The 13,123-nt window shown below is 71.8% G+C and carries 12 protein-coding genes; 5 read left to right on the top strand and 7 right to left on the bottom strand.

The features are described from left to right. Window positions 1–13 precede the first annotated feature (13 nt). Together BN39_RS08600 and BN39_RS08605 are read right to left on the bottom strand one after the other, a co-directional pair. A complete protein-coding gene (locus BN39_RS08600) occupies window positions 14–820 on the bottom strand; it encodes an ABC transporter permease (RefSeq protein ID WP_019201977.1) in 807 nt (268 codons plus the stop codon). Further along, window positions 817–1,833 carry an ATP-binding cassette domain-containing protein gene (locus tag BN39_RS08605; protein ID WP_051158864.1) on the bottom strand — a complete coding sequence of 339 codons (1,017 nt, stop codon included), beginning with the start codon at window positions 1,831–1,833 and terminating at the stop codon, window positions 817–819. The genes BN39_RS08600 and BN39_RS08605 overlap by 4 nt, the downstream gene beginning before the upstream one ends. Before the next feature lie 95 nt (window positions 1,834–1,928). Here BN39_RS08605 and BN39_RS08610 point away from each other — a divergent pair, with 95 nt between their 5' ends. Further along, window positions 1,929–3,455, top strand: coding sequence for an ATP-dependent DNA ligase (locus BN39_RS08610; RefSeq protein ID WP_019201979.1), 1,527 nt, complete (start codon window positions 1,929–1,931; stop codon window positions 3,453–3,455). On the opposite strand, the gene BN39_RS08615 is transcribed toward BN39_RS08610, so the two are convergent. Genes BN39_RS08615 through BN39_RS08630 form a run of 4 tightly spaced genes read right to left on the bottom strand, consistent with a single transcriptional unit; the run spans window position 3,444 to window position 8,903 of the window. Then, a complete protein-coding gene (locus BN39_RS08615; RefSeq protein ID WP_019201980.1) occupies window positions 3,444–4,979 on the bottom strand; it encodes a long-chain-fatty-acid--CoA ligase in 1,536 nt (511 codons plus the stop codon). The genes BN39_RS08610 and BN39_RS08615 overlap by 12 nt on opposite strands. A gap of 1 nt (window position 4,980) precedes the next feature. Further along, window positions 4,981–6,624 carry a GMC family oxidoreductase gene (locus tag BN39_RS08620; RefSeq protein WP_019201981.1) on the bottom strand — a complete coding sequence of 548 codons (1,644 nt, stop codon included), beginning with the start codon at window positions 6,622–6,624 and terminating at the stop codon, window positions 4,981–4,983. After that, on the bottom strand, window positions 6,621–7,703 hold the full coding sequence (locus tag BN39_RS08625; RefSeq protein ID WP_019201982.1) for an acyl-CoA dehydrogenase family protein: 1,083 nt from the start codon (window positions 7,701–7,703) through the stop codon (window positions 6,621–6,623). Before BN39_RS08625 ends, BN39_RS08620 begins: the two co-directional genes overlap by 4 nt. An 18-nt stretch (window positions 7,704–7,721) precedes the next feature. Next, entirely contained in the window at window positions 7,722–8,903 is a 1,182-nt protein-coding gene (locus BN39_RS08630; protein WP_019201983.1) for an acyl-CoA dehydrogenase family protein, read from the bottom strand. 132 nt (window positions 8,904–9,035) lie between these two features. Between BN39_RS08630 and BN39_RS08635 the strand changes: the two genes are divergently transcribed. Genes BN39_RS08635 through BN39_RS08645 form a run of 3 tightly spaced genes read left to right on the top strand, consistent with a single transcriptional unit; the run spans window position 9,036 to window position 11,387 of the window. Beyond that, window positions 9,036–9,926 carry a 3-oxoacyl-ACP reductase gene (locus BN39_RS08635; protein WP_019201984.1) on the top strand — a complete coding sequence of 297 codons (891 nt, stop codon included), beginning with the start codon at window positions 9,036–9,038 and terminating at the stop codon, window positions 9,924–9,926. 7 nt (window positions 9,927–9,933) lie between these two features. After that, the gene (locus BN39_RS08640; protein ID WP_019201985.1) at window positions 9,934–10,695 is read left to right on the top strand and encodes a glucose 1-dehydrogenase; all 762 of its coding nucleotides are present in this window, start codon (window positions 9,934–9,936) and stop codon (window positions 10,693–10,695) included. Continuing rightward, complete coding sequence (locus BN39_RS08645; protein ID WP_019201986.1) at window positions 10,692–11,387, top strand: nuclear transport factor 2 family protein; 696 nt, start codon at window positions 10,692–10,694, stop codon at window positions 11,385–11,387. The genes BN39_RS08640 and BN39_RS08645 overlap by 4 nt, the downstream gene beginning before the upstream one ends. Here the strand turns inward: BN39_RS08645 and BN39_RS08650 are convergent. Then, on the bottom strand, window positions 11,369–12,064 hold the full coding sequence (locus tag BN39_RS08650) for a TetR/AcrR family transcriptional regulator (protein WP_051158866.1): 696 nt from the start codon (window positions 12,062–12,064) through the stop codon (window positions 11,369–11,371). The genes BN39_RS08645 and BN39_RS08650 overlap by 19 nt on opposite strands. Window positions 12,065–12,146: 82 nt before the next feature. On the opposite strand from BN39_RS08650, the gene BN39_RS08655 reads away from it, so the two are divergent. Continuing rightward, a complete protein-coding gene (locus BN39_RS08655; RefSeq protein WP_040767071.1) occupies window positions 12,147–13,121 on the top strand; it encodes an NAD(P)-dependent alcohol dehydrogenase in 975 nt (324 codons plus the stop codon). Window positions 13,122–13,123 lie beyond the last annotated feature (2 nt).

Genomic DNA, 13,123 nt, shown 5'->3' on the forward strand with positions numbered 1-13,123 from the left:
CAGCTTCAGTGGCTCAGCGGGCGTTGCGGATGTAGGCGCGCACGGCGAGCGGAGCGAAGACAGCGATCAGTGCCACGGCGCCCACCAGGCTCCACACCACGTGCATCCCCGCGTGCCCCGCGTTGCAGAGTTCCCGGACCGCGGAGACCAGGTGGCTCACCGGGTTGACGTCGACGAAGGCCTGCAGCCAGCCCGGCATGGTGTCCACCGGGACGAAGGCGTTGGACAGGAACGTGAGCGGGAACATGATCATCATCGAGACGCCCTGGACCGAGGTCGCCTTCCGCATCAAGCAGCCCATGAGGGCGAAGATCCACGAGACCGCGAAGCTGCAGAACAGGATGAGTGCCGTGGAGGCGATCACGCCGACCGGATCGGGGCGCCACCCCATCGCGATCCCCACGACGAACGTGATGGCGGTGGCGATGAGGTATCGCACCACATCGGCGAGGAGCGCGCCGGCCAACGGGCTGATCCGGGCGATGGGCAGCGACCGGAAGCGGTCGAACACACCTTTGTCCATGTCCTCCCGCAGCTGGGTGCCGGTGACGATGGAGGCCACGATCACGGTCTGGACGAGGATGCCGGGGATGATCACGGGGAGGTAGCTGTGCACGTCGCCGCTGATCGCACCGCCGAAGATGTACGCGAACATCAGCGTGAACACGACGGGCTGGAGGATCACGTCGAACAACTGCTCCGGGTTGTGCCGCAGCTTGAGCAGGCCGCGCCACCCCATGGTGAACGACTGGCGGACGGTCTCGGTGAGACCGACGTGATCCGGCGGCGCTGCCGGGGCGGCGGTGAGAGTGGTGGTCATGACGCCTCCTCGGCGTTGTCGTGGTCGGCACCGGGGTCGGCGCGCCCGGTGAGGGTGAGGAAGACCTCGTCGAGGCTGGGTTTCTGGACGGCGATCTCCTCGACGGCGATGTCGTGCTCCCGCAGTGTGATCAGCACATCGGGCACCAGGTCGGGACGATGCAGGGTGGCCGTCACCCGGGAGGCCTCGGGGCTGAGCGCGGCGGGTTCGCCGAGCACCGCCTCCACGGTCCGCGCGACGACCGCGGCATCGGCGCGGTCGGCGGGGGTGAGCTGCAGGGTCGACGAGCCCACCGACTGCTTGAGCTGGTCGGCGGTGCCGTCGGCGATCACCAGGCCGTGGTCGATCACGGCGATCCTGTCGGCGAGCTGGTCGGCCTCGTCGAGGTACTGGGTGGTGAGCAGCACCGTCGCACCGTCCCGGACGAGGCCGCGAATGGTCTCCCACATCTGGGACCGGGTCCGCGGGTCGAGCCCCGTCGTCGGCTCGTCGAGGAACAGCAGCGGCGGGGTGTCGATCAGGCTCGCCGCCAGGTCGAGGCGGCGCCGCATGCCGCCGGAGAACTCCTTGAGTGGCCGGTCCGCCGCATCCTCGAGGGCGAAGGCGTGCAGCAGCTCGTCGGCGCGGGCGCGGCTCGCGGCCCGGCTCTTGCCCAGCAGGCGCGCGAACAGAACGAGGTTCTGATTCGCCGTCAGATCCTCGTCCACGGAGGCGTGCTGGCCGGTGACCCCGATGAGGGAGCGCACGGTGGTGGACTCCGCGACCACGTCGTGGCCGAAGATCCGGGCGCTCCCGGCGTCGGGACGCAGCAGCGTCGCGAGCATGCTGATCGTGGTCGTCTTGCCGGCGCCGTTGGGGCCGAGCACGCCGTAGACGGTGCCGGTGGGCACCTGCAGGTCCACGCCGTTCACGGCCCGGGTGGCGCCGAAGTGCTTGACCAGGCCCGTCGCGTCGATCGCGAGGTCGGTGGGGGAGGCGGGGCCGGGCCCCGTCCGCATCTGTGTGACTGTCATGCCGACGACGGTGCCGGACCGCGCTGTCGTGGCGCTGTCGCCGGCCTGTCGTCAGGTGGTGCCCGCATGTCGGTGCCGTGCGCGACAATCGTCGCGTGCTGTTCGCCGATGTCGTCGCCGCGTCCGCCGAGGTGGGCGCCACCCGGTCCCGCACCGCGAAGATCGAGGCCCTCGCGCGGGTGATCGCCGCCGCCGGGCCGGAGGACGTGCTGCCCGTGGTCGCCTGGCTGTCCGGGACGCTGCTGCAGGGTCGCCTGGGCACCGGGTGGCGCACGCTCGCGCGGACCGTCGCCGACGGCGCGCCGCGCGCCTCGGAACCGTCCCTCACGGTCGCCGACGTCACCGCGGCCCTCGACGAACTGGCCGGCACCTCGGGTGCCGGCTCCTCCGCCCGGCGTGACGCCGTGCTCGCCGCGCTGTTCGGCCGCGCCACCGAACCCGAGCAACGATTCCTCGTGGGGCTGATCACGGGGGAGGTGCGGCACGGAGCGCTCGCGGGCGTCGTCACGGACGCGGTGGCCCGCGCCGCGGCCGTCCCCCTCGACACCGTGCGCCGCGCATCGATGCTCTCGGGCTCGCTGCCCGAGACCGCGGCCGCCGCGCTCCGAGGCGGGGCGGAGGAACTGGCCGGGTTCGGGCTCGAGGTGCTGCGGGGCGTCTCGCCCATGCTCGCCTCGCCGGCCGAGGATCTCGACTCCGCGCTGGCGGACCTCGGCGCGGACGTGAGCGTCGAGTTCAAGCTCGACGGTGCGCGGGTCCAGGTTCACCGCGCGGGCGACGACGTGCGCGTGTACACCCGCACCCTGCGGGACATCACCGGCGCCGTGCCCGAGATCGTCGCGCTGGCACGGGAACTGCCGTGCGAATCCGTGGTCCTCGACGGGGAGTCACTGGCCCTCACCGACGCGGGGCGGCCGCGGCCGTTCCAGGAGACGATGAGCCGGTTCGGCTCGGCGGAGGACGCCGACGGCTCGACCGCGTTGCGCCCCTACTTCTTCGACTGCCTGCACCTGGACGGGCGGGACCTGCTCGACGAGCCGCTCTCCGTGCGCCTCGACGCGCTCCAGTCGGTCGCGGGCGAGCTGCGCATCCCCGCCCTCACGCGACCGTCCGCGGAGGAGGCGGCCGGCCACCTCGCCGCCGCACTCGGTGCCGGTCATGAGGGCGTGATGGTGAAGGCACTCGACTCGCCCTACGCCGCAGGGCGCCGCGGCCGCGCGTGGCAGAAGGTCAAGCAGACCCACACCCTGGACCTCGTGGTGCTCGGCGCGGAGTGGGGGTACGGGCGGCGCACTGGGATGCTGTCCAACCTGCACCTCGGCGCGCGCGACCCGGACGGGGGCGAGCCGATCATGGTGGGCAAGACCTTCAAGGGGCTCACCGACGCCCTGTTGCGCTGGCAGACGGAGGAGTTCCCGCGCCATGAGCGCGAGCGGGACGAGCACACGGTGTACCTGCGCCCCGAGATCGTGGTCGAGATCGAGCTCGACGGGGTGCAGACCTCCCGCCGCTACCCCGGCGGCGTCGCCCTGCGGTTCGCGCGGGTACTGCGATACCGGCCCGACAAGACCGCGGAGCAGGCCGACACGATCGACGCGGTGCGCGCGCTGCTACCCGGGTAGCTCGACGGTGGCGTCCGCCCCGTCGGCGACGAGGGCCCGCTTGAGCACTTTGAACGAGGGGGTGCGCGGAAGCTCCGCGACCACCCGGAGCCGGCGGGGCCGCTGCCGCGGTCCCAGATCCGGTTGGGCGGACATGAACTCCGCGACCTCGGCGGGATCGATCCGCGCCCCGGGACGCGGGACCACCGCGGCCGCGACCTGATCGCCCACCCGGTCCGGGAGGCCGTACACGGCGGCCTCTGCGATGTCGGGATGCCGCAGCAGTGCCCGCTCGATCGGGCCGGCGCCCAGGTTCTCGCCGCCCACCCGCATCCAGTCGCCAGTCCGGCCCGCGAAGTGCACGTAACCCGCGGCGTCGACGTAGGCCAGGTCGCCCGTGCGGTAGACCCCGCCGGCGGAGCGCGCCGCATCCGCGCCGGGATCGTTGTAGTACCCCGAGAAGCCGCCGGTGCCGGCGGTGTTCACGAGCTCGCCGATCGCGTCGTCGGGATTGCGGAGGGTCCCGTCGGGTGCCACGTCCGCGCGGGCGCACTCGACGGTGGTGCCGACGCGCCACACGGCGACCCCGTCGGGCAGCGGCCCGAGGGCGTCGGCCGGGGTGTCCGGGGTGCGGGCGATGGCCACGCCGTTCTCGGAGGAGCCGTAGCCGTCTTGCACGTGGCATCCGAAACGTGCTGCGAACGCCGCGATGTCGTCCGCCCGGCCCTCGTTGCCGTACAGGACGCGGAGCGGGTTGTCCGCGTCGTCGGGCTTCTCCTCGGTGGCGAGGATGTAGGCGAGCGGGGTTCCCACGTAGTTCGCGTAGGTGGCGCCGTAGCGGCGCACGTCGGGCAGGAACCCGGACGCCGAGAACCGTTCCGCCAGGGCGATCGTCGCGCCGGACGCCACGGCGACGGCCCACCCGGCCAGCATCGCGTTGGAGTGGAACAACGGCATGGAGACGTAGGCGGTGTCGGCGCCCGTGAGCCCGAACCGCTGTGCGAGCATGGATCCGGCGCCCACGAACTTGCCGTGCGTAGCGCGCACGGCCTTGGGCTCGCCGCTGGTGCCCGATGTGAACACGAGCGCCAGCAGGTCCTCGGGGCCGAGGTCCGCACGAGGAGGTTCCGCTCCGGAGTGTGCGGCGATTCGGCGCGCCCAGTCCGCGCCGTCGAAGTCGATCACCGGGACGCCGGAATGTGCGTCGTCCAGGAGCGCGCGGTGCCTGCCCGCCGCCAGGACCACCTGGCAGTCCGCTATCCGCACGTCGCGGGCCAGCGCCGCGCCCCGGCGGGTCGGGTTGAGCCCCACCAGGACCGAACCGGACAGCGCGGCGGCGCCCAACAGCAGCGAGAACTCGGGGACGTTGTCCGCGAGCACTCCGAAGTGGGGCGGCGCGCCATCGGGCAGCAGCTCCGCGAGGACCGAAGCCCGTGCGGCGGAGCCGGATACGTGCTCGGACCAGGTCCAGGTGTCGTCACCGGCCCGCAGGCCCGCGCCGGGATCCCCGGCGCGGGCGAGCAGGAGGTCGGCGACGGTGCTCACATCAGGCGCCGAGGAACCGGGCGCACATCTCGCCGATCATGTACGACGGGGCGTTGGTGTTGCCGCCGGTGACCGAGGGCATGATCGACGCGTCGGCCACGCGCAGACCCTCGATCCCGTTGACCCGCAACTGCGGGTCGACCACGGAGCGCTCGTCGGTGCCCATCCGGCAGGTGCCCACGGGGTGGTACACCGAGTGCACGCGGTTCGGCAGCTCGCGCCGCAGGGCGGTCTCGTCCATGTAGCCCGCGCCCGGGGTGAACTCCTCGCTCACCTTGCCGGCGACGGCGGGATGGCGCATCACCTCGCGGATCATCCCGATGCCCTCCATCAGCACCTCGGTGTCCTGCGGGTCCGACAGGTAGCCGGGGTCGATCACCGGCGAGTCCAGCGGGTCCGAGGAGTTCAGCCGCAGCTCGCCGCGGCTCTGCGGGTAGATCAGCGTCGGCAGGATCGTCAGGCCCGGGCGGGGATCCACCATGTGCAGCTTGTCGGCGTCCTGGTTCGGTACCGGGTAGTTCCACGGCAGGCAGTGGATCTGCAGGTCCGGTATGTCCTTGGCGTAGGAGGTGCGGACGAAGCCGACGGCGTCGAAGACGGTGCGCGCGACCCACGTGGTACCGGGGTTGCGGATCTCGTTCGCGAGCCCCTTCGCGAAGTAGGCGGGCGTGCCCTTGTGCACGGCGTCCTTCATCAGGAAGGTCATCGGGACGAACAGGTGGTCGTGCAGGTTCTGGCCGACGGGGAGGTCCGCGTGCACATGGATCCCCTTCTCCCGCAGGTGCGCCCCCGGTCCGACCCCGGACAGCATGAGGATCTGGGCGCTGCCCATCACGCCGGCGGACACGATCACCTCGCGGTTGGCGCGGATGGTCCTGGTGCCGGCGCCGTCGAGGACCTCCACGCCGGTGGCGCGCCCGTTCTCGATGACGACGCGCTTGACGTGGGCGTTCACATGGACCCGGAGATTCGGGCGGGCGGTGCGCAGGTAGCCCTGCGCGGAGCTGTACCGGGTGCCGCCCGCGGCGCTCTCCTGGAAGACGCTGACGCCCTCCTGCGACGGCCCGTTGTAGTCCTCGATCCGGGGCGCGTTCAGGGTGCCCGACAGCGCCTCCATGTACGACTGCGTGGCCTCGGTGAGATCACGCTGGCGCGTGACCTCGATGGGGCCGCCCGCGCCGCGCAGATCGTTCTCGCCGTCCTCCCAGTTCTCGAGGCGCTTGAACGCGGGGAGCACCCCCTCGTAGTCCCATCCCGTCGCGCCCTCCGCGGCCCAGGAGTCGTAGTTGGCGCGGTTGCCGCGCACGAACAGCATCCCGTTGATGGAGCTGGAACCGCCGAGGATCTTGCCGCGGGTCATGGGGATCCGGCGGTCGTTGGCGAACTTCTGCGGCACGGAGTACTGCTTCCACGCGACCCGCGACTTCATCTGCGGCACGGTGTGGACCATGGTGATCATTCCCGGCACCTGCGTCATCCGCGTGTTGTCGGCGGGGCCCGCTTCGAGCAGGGCGACGGTGGCCCCGGTGTCGGCGAGGCGGCCGGCCACCACGGAACCCGCGCTGCCGGAACCGATCACCACGTAGTCGGCGGTGTCGGAGGCGCCGATGGCGGTGGTGGCGGTCTTGGAGAGCTTGCGGATCATGCGGGGTTCCTTCCAGCGAGAACCGCGCCCAGGGCGCGGAGGTGAGCGGTGGCGCCGCCGAGCGCGAACTCGGCGCGCTTCGCGGCGATGAAGTAGCGGTGGGTCGGGTGGTCCATGTCGATGCCGACGCCGCCGTGCACGTGGACGGCGGTGTGCGCCACCCGGTGCCCGGCCTCGGCGGCCCAGAACTTGGCGGTCGCGATCTCGGCTGCGGAGTCCATCCCCTCGGACTCCCGCCACGCGGCCTCGAGCGCCGTGAGGCGCACGGCCTCGACGTCGATGTAGGCGTCGGCGAGGCGCTGCCGCACGGCCTGGAAGGAGCCGATCTGCTTGCCGAACTGCTCGCGGGTGCGGGCGTAGTCGGCGGTCAGCTCCAGGGCGCGTTCGGTGACGCCGGCCTGCCAGGCGCACCAGCCGATGGTGGCCGTGCGCCGCACCGTGGCCACGCCGTCGCCGGAGGCGAGCCGGGCGTCCGGCGGCAGCACGAGCCCCTCGGCCTCGACGAGCGCGGCGTCGGTGCCGTTGACCACGTGCTGCCCGCTGACGGTCAGCCCGGCGCTGTCGCGGGGGACCAGGAACAGTGCGGGCCCCTCGGGGGTGCTCGCCTCGACGAGGAACAGGTCGGCGAAGGCTGCGGAGGAGACGGCGGTCTGCGCCCCGTCGACGGTCCAGCCGGTACCCGAGGTGCGGGACGTGAACCCGGACAGGTCGTCGCCGAGCACCACGGTGGCGGTCGACGTGCCGCGCACCAGCGGGAGGTACCAGCGCTCACGCTGTTCCGGGCCGCCGTGGCGGGCGAGGGCCTCCGCCGCGAGCAGGATCGTGTCGATGTAGGGCGCGGGTGCGGCCACGCGGCCGAGCTCGGTGAGGACCGCGCTGTGCGCGAGGAGCCCCAGTCCGCCTCCGCCGACGGAACCCGGCAGCGCCGCGTCGAGCACGCCGGAGCGGGCGAGGACGGCCCAGAGGTCCGCGTCGAAACCGCCGTCCGACGGTTGCGGGGTCTTGGCGGCCCAGGCCTCGACGATGTCGCGGGTCAGCCCCGCGAGATCGGACTGCGTCTCGGGGACGGTGAAATCCATGTCTCTCCTCCTACACGCTCAGCGGCTCACGGGTAGCCGCAGGCCGGCTCCGGCGATCAGGTCGCGCTGGATCTCGTTGGTACCTCCACCGAAGGTGAGGATCAGCGAGCTGCGGTGCAGGCGCTCGATGCGTCCGCGGAGCAGGGCGCCGGCGGAGTTCCCGCGGATCACGGCCCCGCTGCCGAGCACCTCCATCAACAGCCGGTACCCCTCCGTCGCGTACTCGGTGCCGAACACCTTCGTCGCCGAGGCGTCGGCGGGGCCCAGCTCGCTGTGGTCGGCCGCCCAGGCGATCTTCCAGTTGCGCAGTTTGAGGTACTGGGCGTGCGCGTACACGCGGGCGAGGTGGGTCTGCACCCATTCGGAGTCGATGAGCCGGGATCCGTCCGCCAGCTTGGTGTTCTGGGCCCAGTGCCGTACCTGCCGTTCGGAATCCAGGAGCGGCGCGGAGGAGGTGAGCGCGACGCGCTCGTGATTGAGCTGGTTGGTGATCAGCTTCCAACCGCCGTGCAGGTCTCCGACCACCGACGAGGCCGGCACCCGGACGTCCTCGTAGTACGTCGCGGACGTTCCGGGCCCCGCGACCGTGTGCACCTTGGTCCAGGAGAATCCCTCGGAGTCCGTGGGCACCACGAGGATCGAGATGCCGCGGTGCCGCGCCGCCTCGGGGTCGGTGCGGGCCGCGAGCCAGATGTAGTCGGCGTACTCGATGAGTGACGTCCACATCTTCTGGCCGTTGATCACGTAGTCGTCGCCGTCGAGCACGGCGCGGGTGCGCAGCGCGGCCAGGTCGGTGCCCGCCTCCGGTTCGGAGTAGCCGATGGAGAAGTGCGTCTCGCCGGCGCCGATGCCCGGCAGCAGCGTGGCCTTCTGCTCGGCCGTGCCGCCGGCCATGATCGCCGGGCCCACGGTGTTCACCGTGAGGAACGGAACCGGGACACCGGCGATGGCGGCCTCGTCGGTGAAGATCAACTGGTCGAGCATGGGGCGGGCCTGGCCGCCGTACTCCTCCGGCCAGCCGATCGCGAGCCAGCCGTCATGGCCGAGCTTGCGCGTGATCTCCTTGTAGACCTCACCGTCGCCGTACTCGCCGCCGGCGCCCGTGAGCGCCTCGCGGCGCTCCGGCGTCATGAGCTGCGCGAAGTAGGAACGCAGGGTCGAACGGAGCTCCTGCTGCTCCGGGGCGTAGTCGATCCGCATGGCGCCACTGTAGAACAAGTTCTAGAAAAGTGGAACGAATCGGCGTTCTCGGGGGTACTTTTCCCTTGTACCGAGCCGTACGCGGAATCGGTAACACGTTCTCATGGCGACAGCTGACGAAGGGTGGCACGGATGGCGCAGGGCGCACTGGAGAGTCTCGACGGCAAGGTGGCGATCGTGACGGGCGCCGGGGCCGGACTCGGCCGAGCCGAGGCCCTGGCCCTGGCCCGGGGCGGCGCGGCCGTCGTGATCGGCGACGTCGCGCCCGCGGCCGAGGAGGTCGTGTCCGCGATCCGCGCCGACGGCGGCCGGGCGGAACTGGTGCTGGGCGATTCGGGTGACCGCGAGACCGCGGACGGGTTGATGGACGCGGCCGAGCGGCTCGGCGGCCTGGACATCGTGGTGAACAACGCAGGGTTCTGCCGGGACAAGATGATCTTCTCCATGTCCGACGACGAGTTCGACTCTGTCGTCCGGGTGCACCTGCGCGGGCACTTCCTGTTGTCCCGCAACGCCTCCGCCTACTGGCGCGACCGCGCCAAGACCTCGGGGGCCGACGTGTACGGCCGGGTGATCAACACCTCCTCGGAGGCGTTCCTGTTCGGCTCCGTCGGACAGCCCAACTACGCCGCCGCGAAGGCGGGCATCGCAGCGCTCACCATCGCCACCGCCCGCGGCCTCGGCCGCTACGGCGTGCGCGCCAACGCGATCTGCCCGCGTGCCCGGACGGCCATGACGGAAGGCGTCTTCGGTGACGCGCCCGACGGCACCGTCGACCCGCTGTCCGTGGATCACGTGGGCAGGTTCGTGCGCTTCCTCGCCGGCCCGGAGGCCGACCGGATCAACGGGCAGGTGTTCGTGGTGCACGGCGGGATGGTGGCCCTCATGGCACCGCCCAGCCTCGAGCGGCGCTTCGACGCCGAGGGCGGCGAATGGGACGAGGCCGACCTGGCCGCCTCCGTGGGCGGATATTTCGCGGACCGCGACGACCGGATGTTCGTCGCCGCACAGTTGGAAGGGTAGGTGCACCATGGGCAGGCTCGACGGTAAGCGCGCACTCGTCACCGGCGGGGCGCGCGGGCAGGGCGAAGCGGTCGTGCGCCGGTTCGTCGCGGAGGGCGCGACGGTGGTGTTCGGCGACGTCCTCGACGACCAGGGGCAGGCCCTGGCGGACGAGCTGGGCGGCGCGGCGGTGTACCAGCACCTCGACGTGACGAACGAGGACGACTGGGCGGCGGCGGTCGAGCGGATCACCACCGCCTTCGGCGGTCTCGACGTTCTGGTGAACAACGCGGGCGTGCTGTTCTTCTCGGCGCTCGAGCAGACCACCCTCGCCGACTACGAGCGCGTGATCCGGATCAACCAGTTCGGCTGCTTCCTCGGGATGCGATCGGCGGTGGAGCCCATGAAGGCGGCCGGCGGTGGATCCATCGTCAACACGTCCTCGGTGGAGGGCCTGGGCGGAATGCCCTACCTCACGGCGTACACGGCCAGTAAGTTCGCCATCCGGGGCATGACCAAGGCGGCCGCGATGGAGCTGGGCCAGTACGGGATCCGGGTGAACTCCGTGCATCCGGGGATGATCGACACGGCGATGGTGGCGGACGCCCTCGGCGGCAACGAGCCGCCGACGGACTGGCTCAAGCAGCGCCTGCCGATCGGCCGTCAGGGCACCGCGGACGAGATCGCCTCGCTGGTCCTGTTCGTCGCGTCCGACGAGGCGAGCTACAGCACGGGCGCCGAATTCGTGGCGGACGGCGGCGCCACCGCGACCCACGCGCTCAAGTTGTGACGGCGCCGCCCCGGGAGTCGGTGCGAGCGGTGGTCGAGGCCTCGCCCGCCGCCGTGGCCGCGCACGACAAGGGCGCGTGGACCGCGCTGTTCGCCGCGGACGGCGAGGTGCACGACCCGGTGGGCGCACGGCCGCAACGTGACCCGGCGGCGATCGCGCGGTTCTACGACATGTTCATCGCGCCCAACACCATCGTGTTCGACGTGGAACACGACGTGATCGCCGGCGACACGATGATCCGGGACCTCACCGTGTACACGACGATGAGCACGGGCGTCACGATGCGGATCCCGATGCACCTGCGGTACGAAGTGACCCTCGACGACGCGGGCCGCGCCCGGATCCTCGGGCTGTACGCGCACTGGGAGCTGCGGGGGATGATCGCCCAATTGCTCGCCGCGGGCCCGCGCGGGCTGCTCGCCGGGACGATCCTGGGGCCGCGCCTCGTGCGCACGCTCGGCCCCCGCGCCGCGGCGGGATTCCTCGCGGGACTGCGCGGTGTGGGCGCCGGCGGCCGCCGCCGTGCCCGGGCGGCGCTGCGCCGTCGAGGGCTGTCGGTGGGGAAGACCCTCGCCGCCGGAACCTCCGTCACGGTGACGGTGCACGACGGTGACCGTCGCGGCCTCGCTCTCGTCGAGTTCGGCGGCGTACCGGGCGATCCCGCGATCACCCTCTACTTCGGAGAAGGCTGAACCGGGTCGTGCCGGTGGGTGTCGCCGGTTTCAGAAGCGGCGAGGAGCGGGCGAAGTTCGAGTCCAGGGGCCGGCGGAAGCGCCGTCTCGCCCGACGCGGAGAACGCGCGTAGGAGTTGGCCCACCAACCGTGCCGAGGCCCGCTGCGGGGCCCGCAGTCTCGCGACGAGGCCCGCGTTGGCGATGAGCGCGAGCGTGATGTCGTCGGCGGTCAGGTCGGCGCGGACCCCTCCGGACTCCCGGCATCTCCGCACGAGTTCGCCGAGCCCGTGTTCGGCCGCGGCGATCGTGGCCGAATCGGTTCCGTGCGGAGTCGTCGCCAGGAAGGCCTGGGTGAACCCGCGGTCCGACACCTGGAGCTCGCAGACCGTGTGGACGAGCGTCTGTAGGCCACGCCAGGGATCGGAGTCGGCGAGCGCCGCGTCCACCGCCCCGGTGCACGAACCGAACTGCTCGTCGAACGCGGCCGCGACCAGCAGCTCACGACGGGGGAAGCGGCGGTGAAGCGTGGCGAGTCCGACCTCCGCGCGCCGGGCTACCGCCGACAGCGGCGCGTCGATCCCGCGGGAGGTGAACACCTCTCGCGCCGCGCGGACGATCCGGTCGCGATTGCGTCGCGCGTCGGCCCTGAGTGACGGGGGCGTTCCCGACGGTGACTGAGGCTTCGCGGCCGCCATGTCTCTCACTTTATCGGTGACGGGAACATCCCTCCGTTCGCCGCGAGTTCTGGCGGACATGAACACCGATGACGAGAGATTCATGCGCGCCGCCCTCTTCGACCGGTTCGGACCACCGGACGTCCTCTACGAGGGCAGGGTGCCGGCACCGGTGACGGCCGCCGACGAGATCCTCGTCCGCGTCGGTGCCACGACGGTGAACGGCGGGGAGGTGATCGTGCGATCCGGCGGTCTGCCGCCGTGGTTCATGCGGGCTCCCTTCCCGCGCCAGACAGGTCTTGACTTCGTCGGGGAAGTGGTCGACGTGGGCGCGGCGGTGACGGGGTACTCGCCGGGGGACCGCGTGTGGGGACTGCTCGACGAGAAGCCGGACGCTCGGGGGCAGCCCCTGCGGAGCCTCGCGGAATACGTCGCGGTCCGGCCCGACCAGGTCTCGCCGGCGCCGGAGACGCTCTCCGTTCCGGAGGCGGCGACGCTCCCGGTCGGTGGACTGACCGCACTGGTCGCCCTGCGACGGAAGGCCCGGCTCCGGCCGGGGGAGCGGGTGTTGGTGCGTGGGGCGGCGGGAGGCGTGGGAAGCGCAGCGGTGCAGGTGGCCAAGGCGCTGGGAGCGGGCGAGGTGATCGGACTGGCGAGTGGGCCCACGACTGGCTTCGTCGGGGAGCTCGGTGCGGACCGGGTCCTCGACTACCGAAGTACGGTCCCGCGGGAGATCGGCACCGTCGACGTCGTCATCGACACCGTGGGCACGGACCTCGGTGCCTACCGGCGGCTCCTCGAGCCGGGCGGCCGTATGGTCGCGGTGCGATTCGACACCGCGCGTCCGGTACGTGCCCTGGGCGGGATCGCGATGTCCGGCGTACACGGGACCAGCAGGATCCGATTCTTCCGAGGCCGACCCGAGCGTGCGCTCCTGGATGAGCTCGCGCGGATGGCCGACGCCGGGGATCTGAGGCCGGTGGTCGGTGCAGCCTACGAGCTGGCGGACGTCGCGCAGGCGCATCGCCGGTTCGAGAGCGGAGGGGTCCGGGGCAAGGTCGTCGTCACCGTGGGATGACC

The sequence above is a fragment of the Tsukamurella sp. 1534 genome, from assembly GCF_000312385.1.
Classification (GTDB): Bacteria; Actinomycetota; Actinomycetes; order Mycobacteriales; family Mycobacteriaceae; genus Tsukamurella.

What these genes read in the sequence shown, in the direction of transcription:
- BN39_RS08600 (WP_019201977.1), bottom strand. Translation starts at nt 820, where the DNA reads ATGACCACCACTCTCACCGCCGCCCCGGCAGCGCCGCCGGATCACGTC.
- BN39_RS08605 (WP_051158864.1), bottom strand. Translation starts at nt 1,833, where the DNA reads ATGACAGTCACACAGATGCGGACGGGGCCCGGCCCCGCCTCCCCCACC.
- BN39_RS08620 (WP_019201981.1), bottom strand. Translation starts at nt 6,624, where the DNA reads ATGATCCGCAAGCTCTCCAAGACCGCCACCACCGCCATCGGCGCCTCC.
- BN39_RS08625 (WP_019201982.1), bottom strand. Translation starts at nt 7,703, where the DNA reads ATGGATTTCACCGTCCCCGAGACGCAGTCCGATCTCGCGGGGCTGACC.
- BN39_RS08630 (WP_019201983.1), bottom strand. Translation starts at nt 8,903, where the DNA reads ATGCGGATCGACTACGCCCCGGAGCAGCAGGAGCTCCGTTCGACCCTG.
- BN39_RS08635 (WP_019201984.1), top strand. Translation starts at nt 9,036, where the DNA reads ATGGCGCAGGGCGCACTGGAGAGTCTCGACGGCAAGGTGGCGATCGTG.
- BN39_RS08640 (WP_019201985.1), top strand. Translation starts at nt 9,934, where the DNA reads ATGGGCAGGCTCGACGGTAAGCGCGCACTCGTCACCGGCGGGGCGCGC.
- BN39_RS08650 (WP_051158866.1), bottom strand. Translation starts at nt 12,064, where the DNA reads ATGGCGGCCGCGAAGCCTCAGTCACCGTCGGGAACGCCCCCGTCACTC.
- BN39_RS08655 (WP_040767071.1), top strand. Translation starts at nt 12,147, where the DNA reads ATGCGCGCCGCCCTCTTCGACCGGTTCGGACCACCGGACGTCCTCTAC.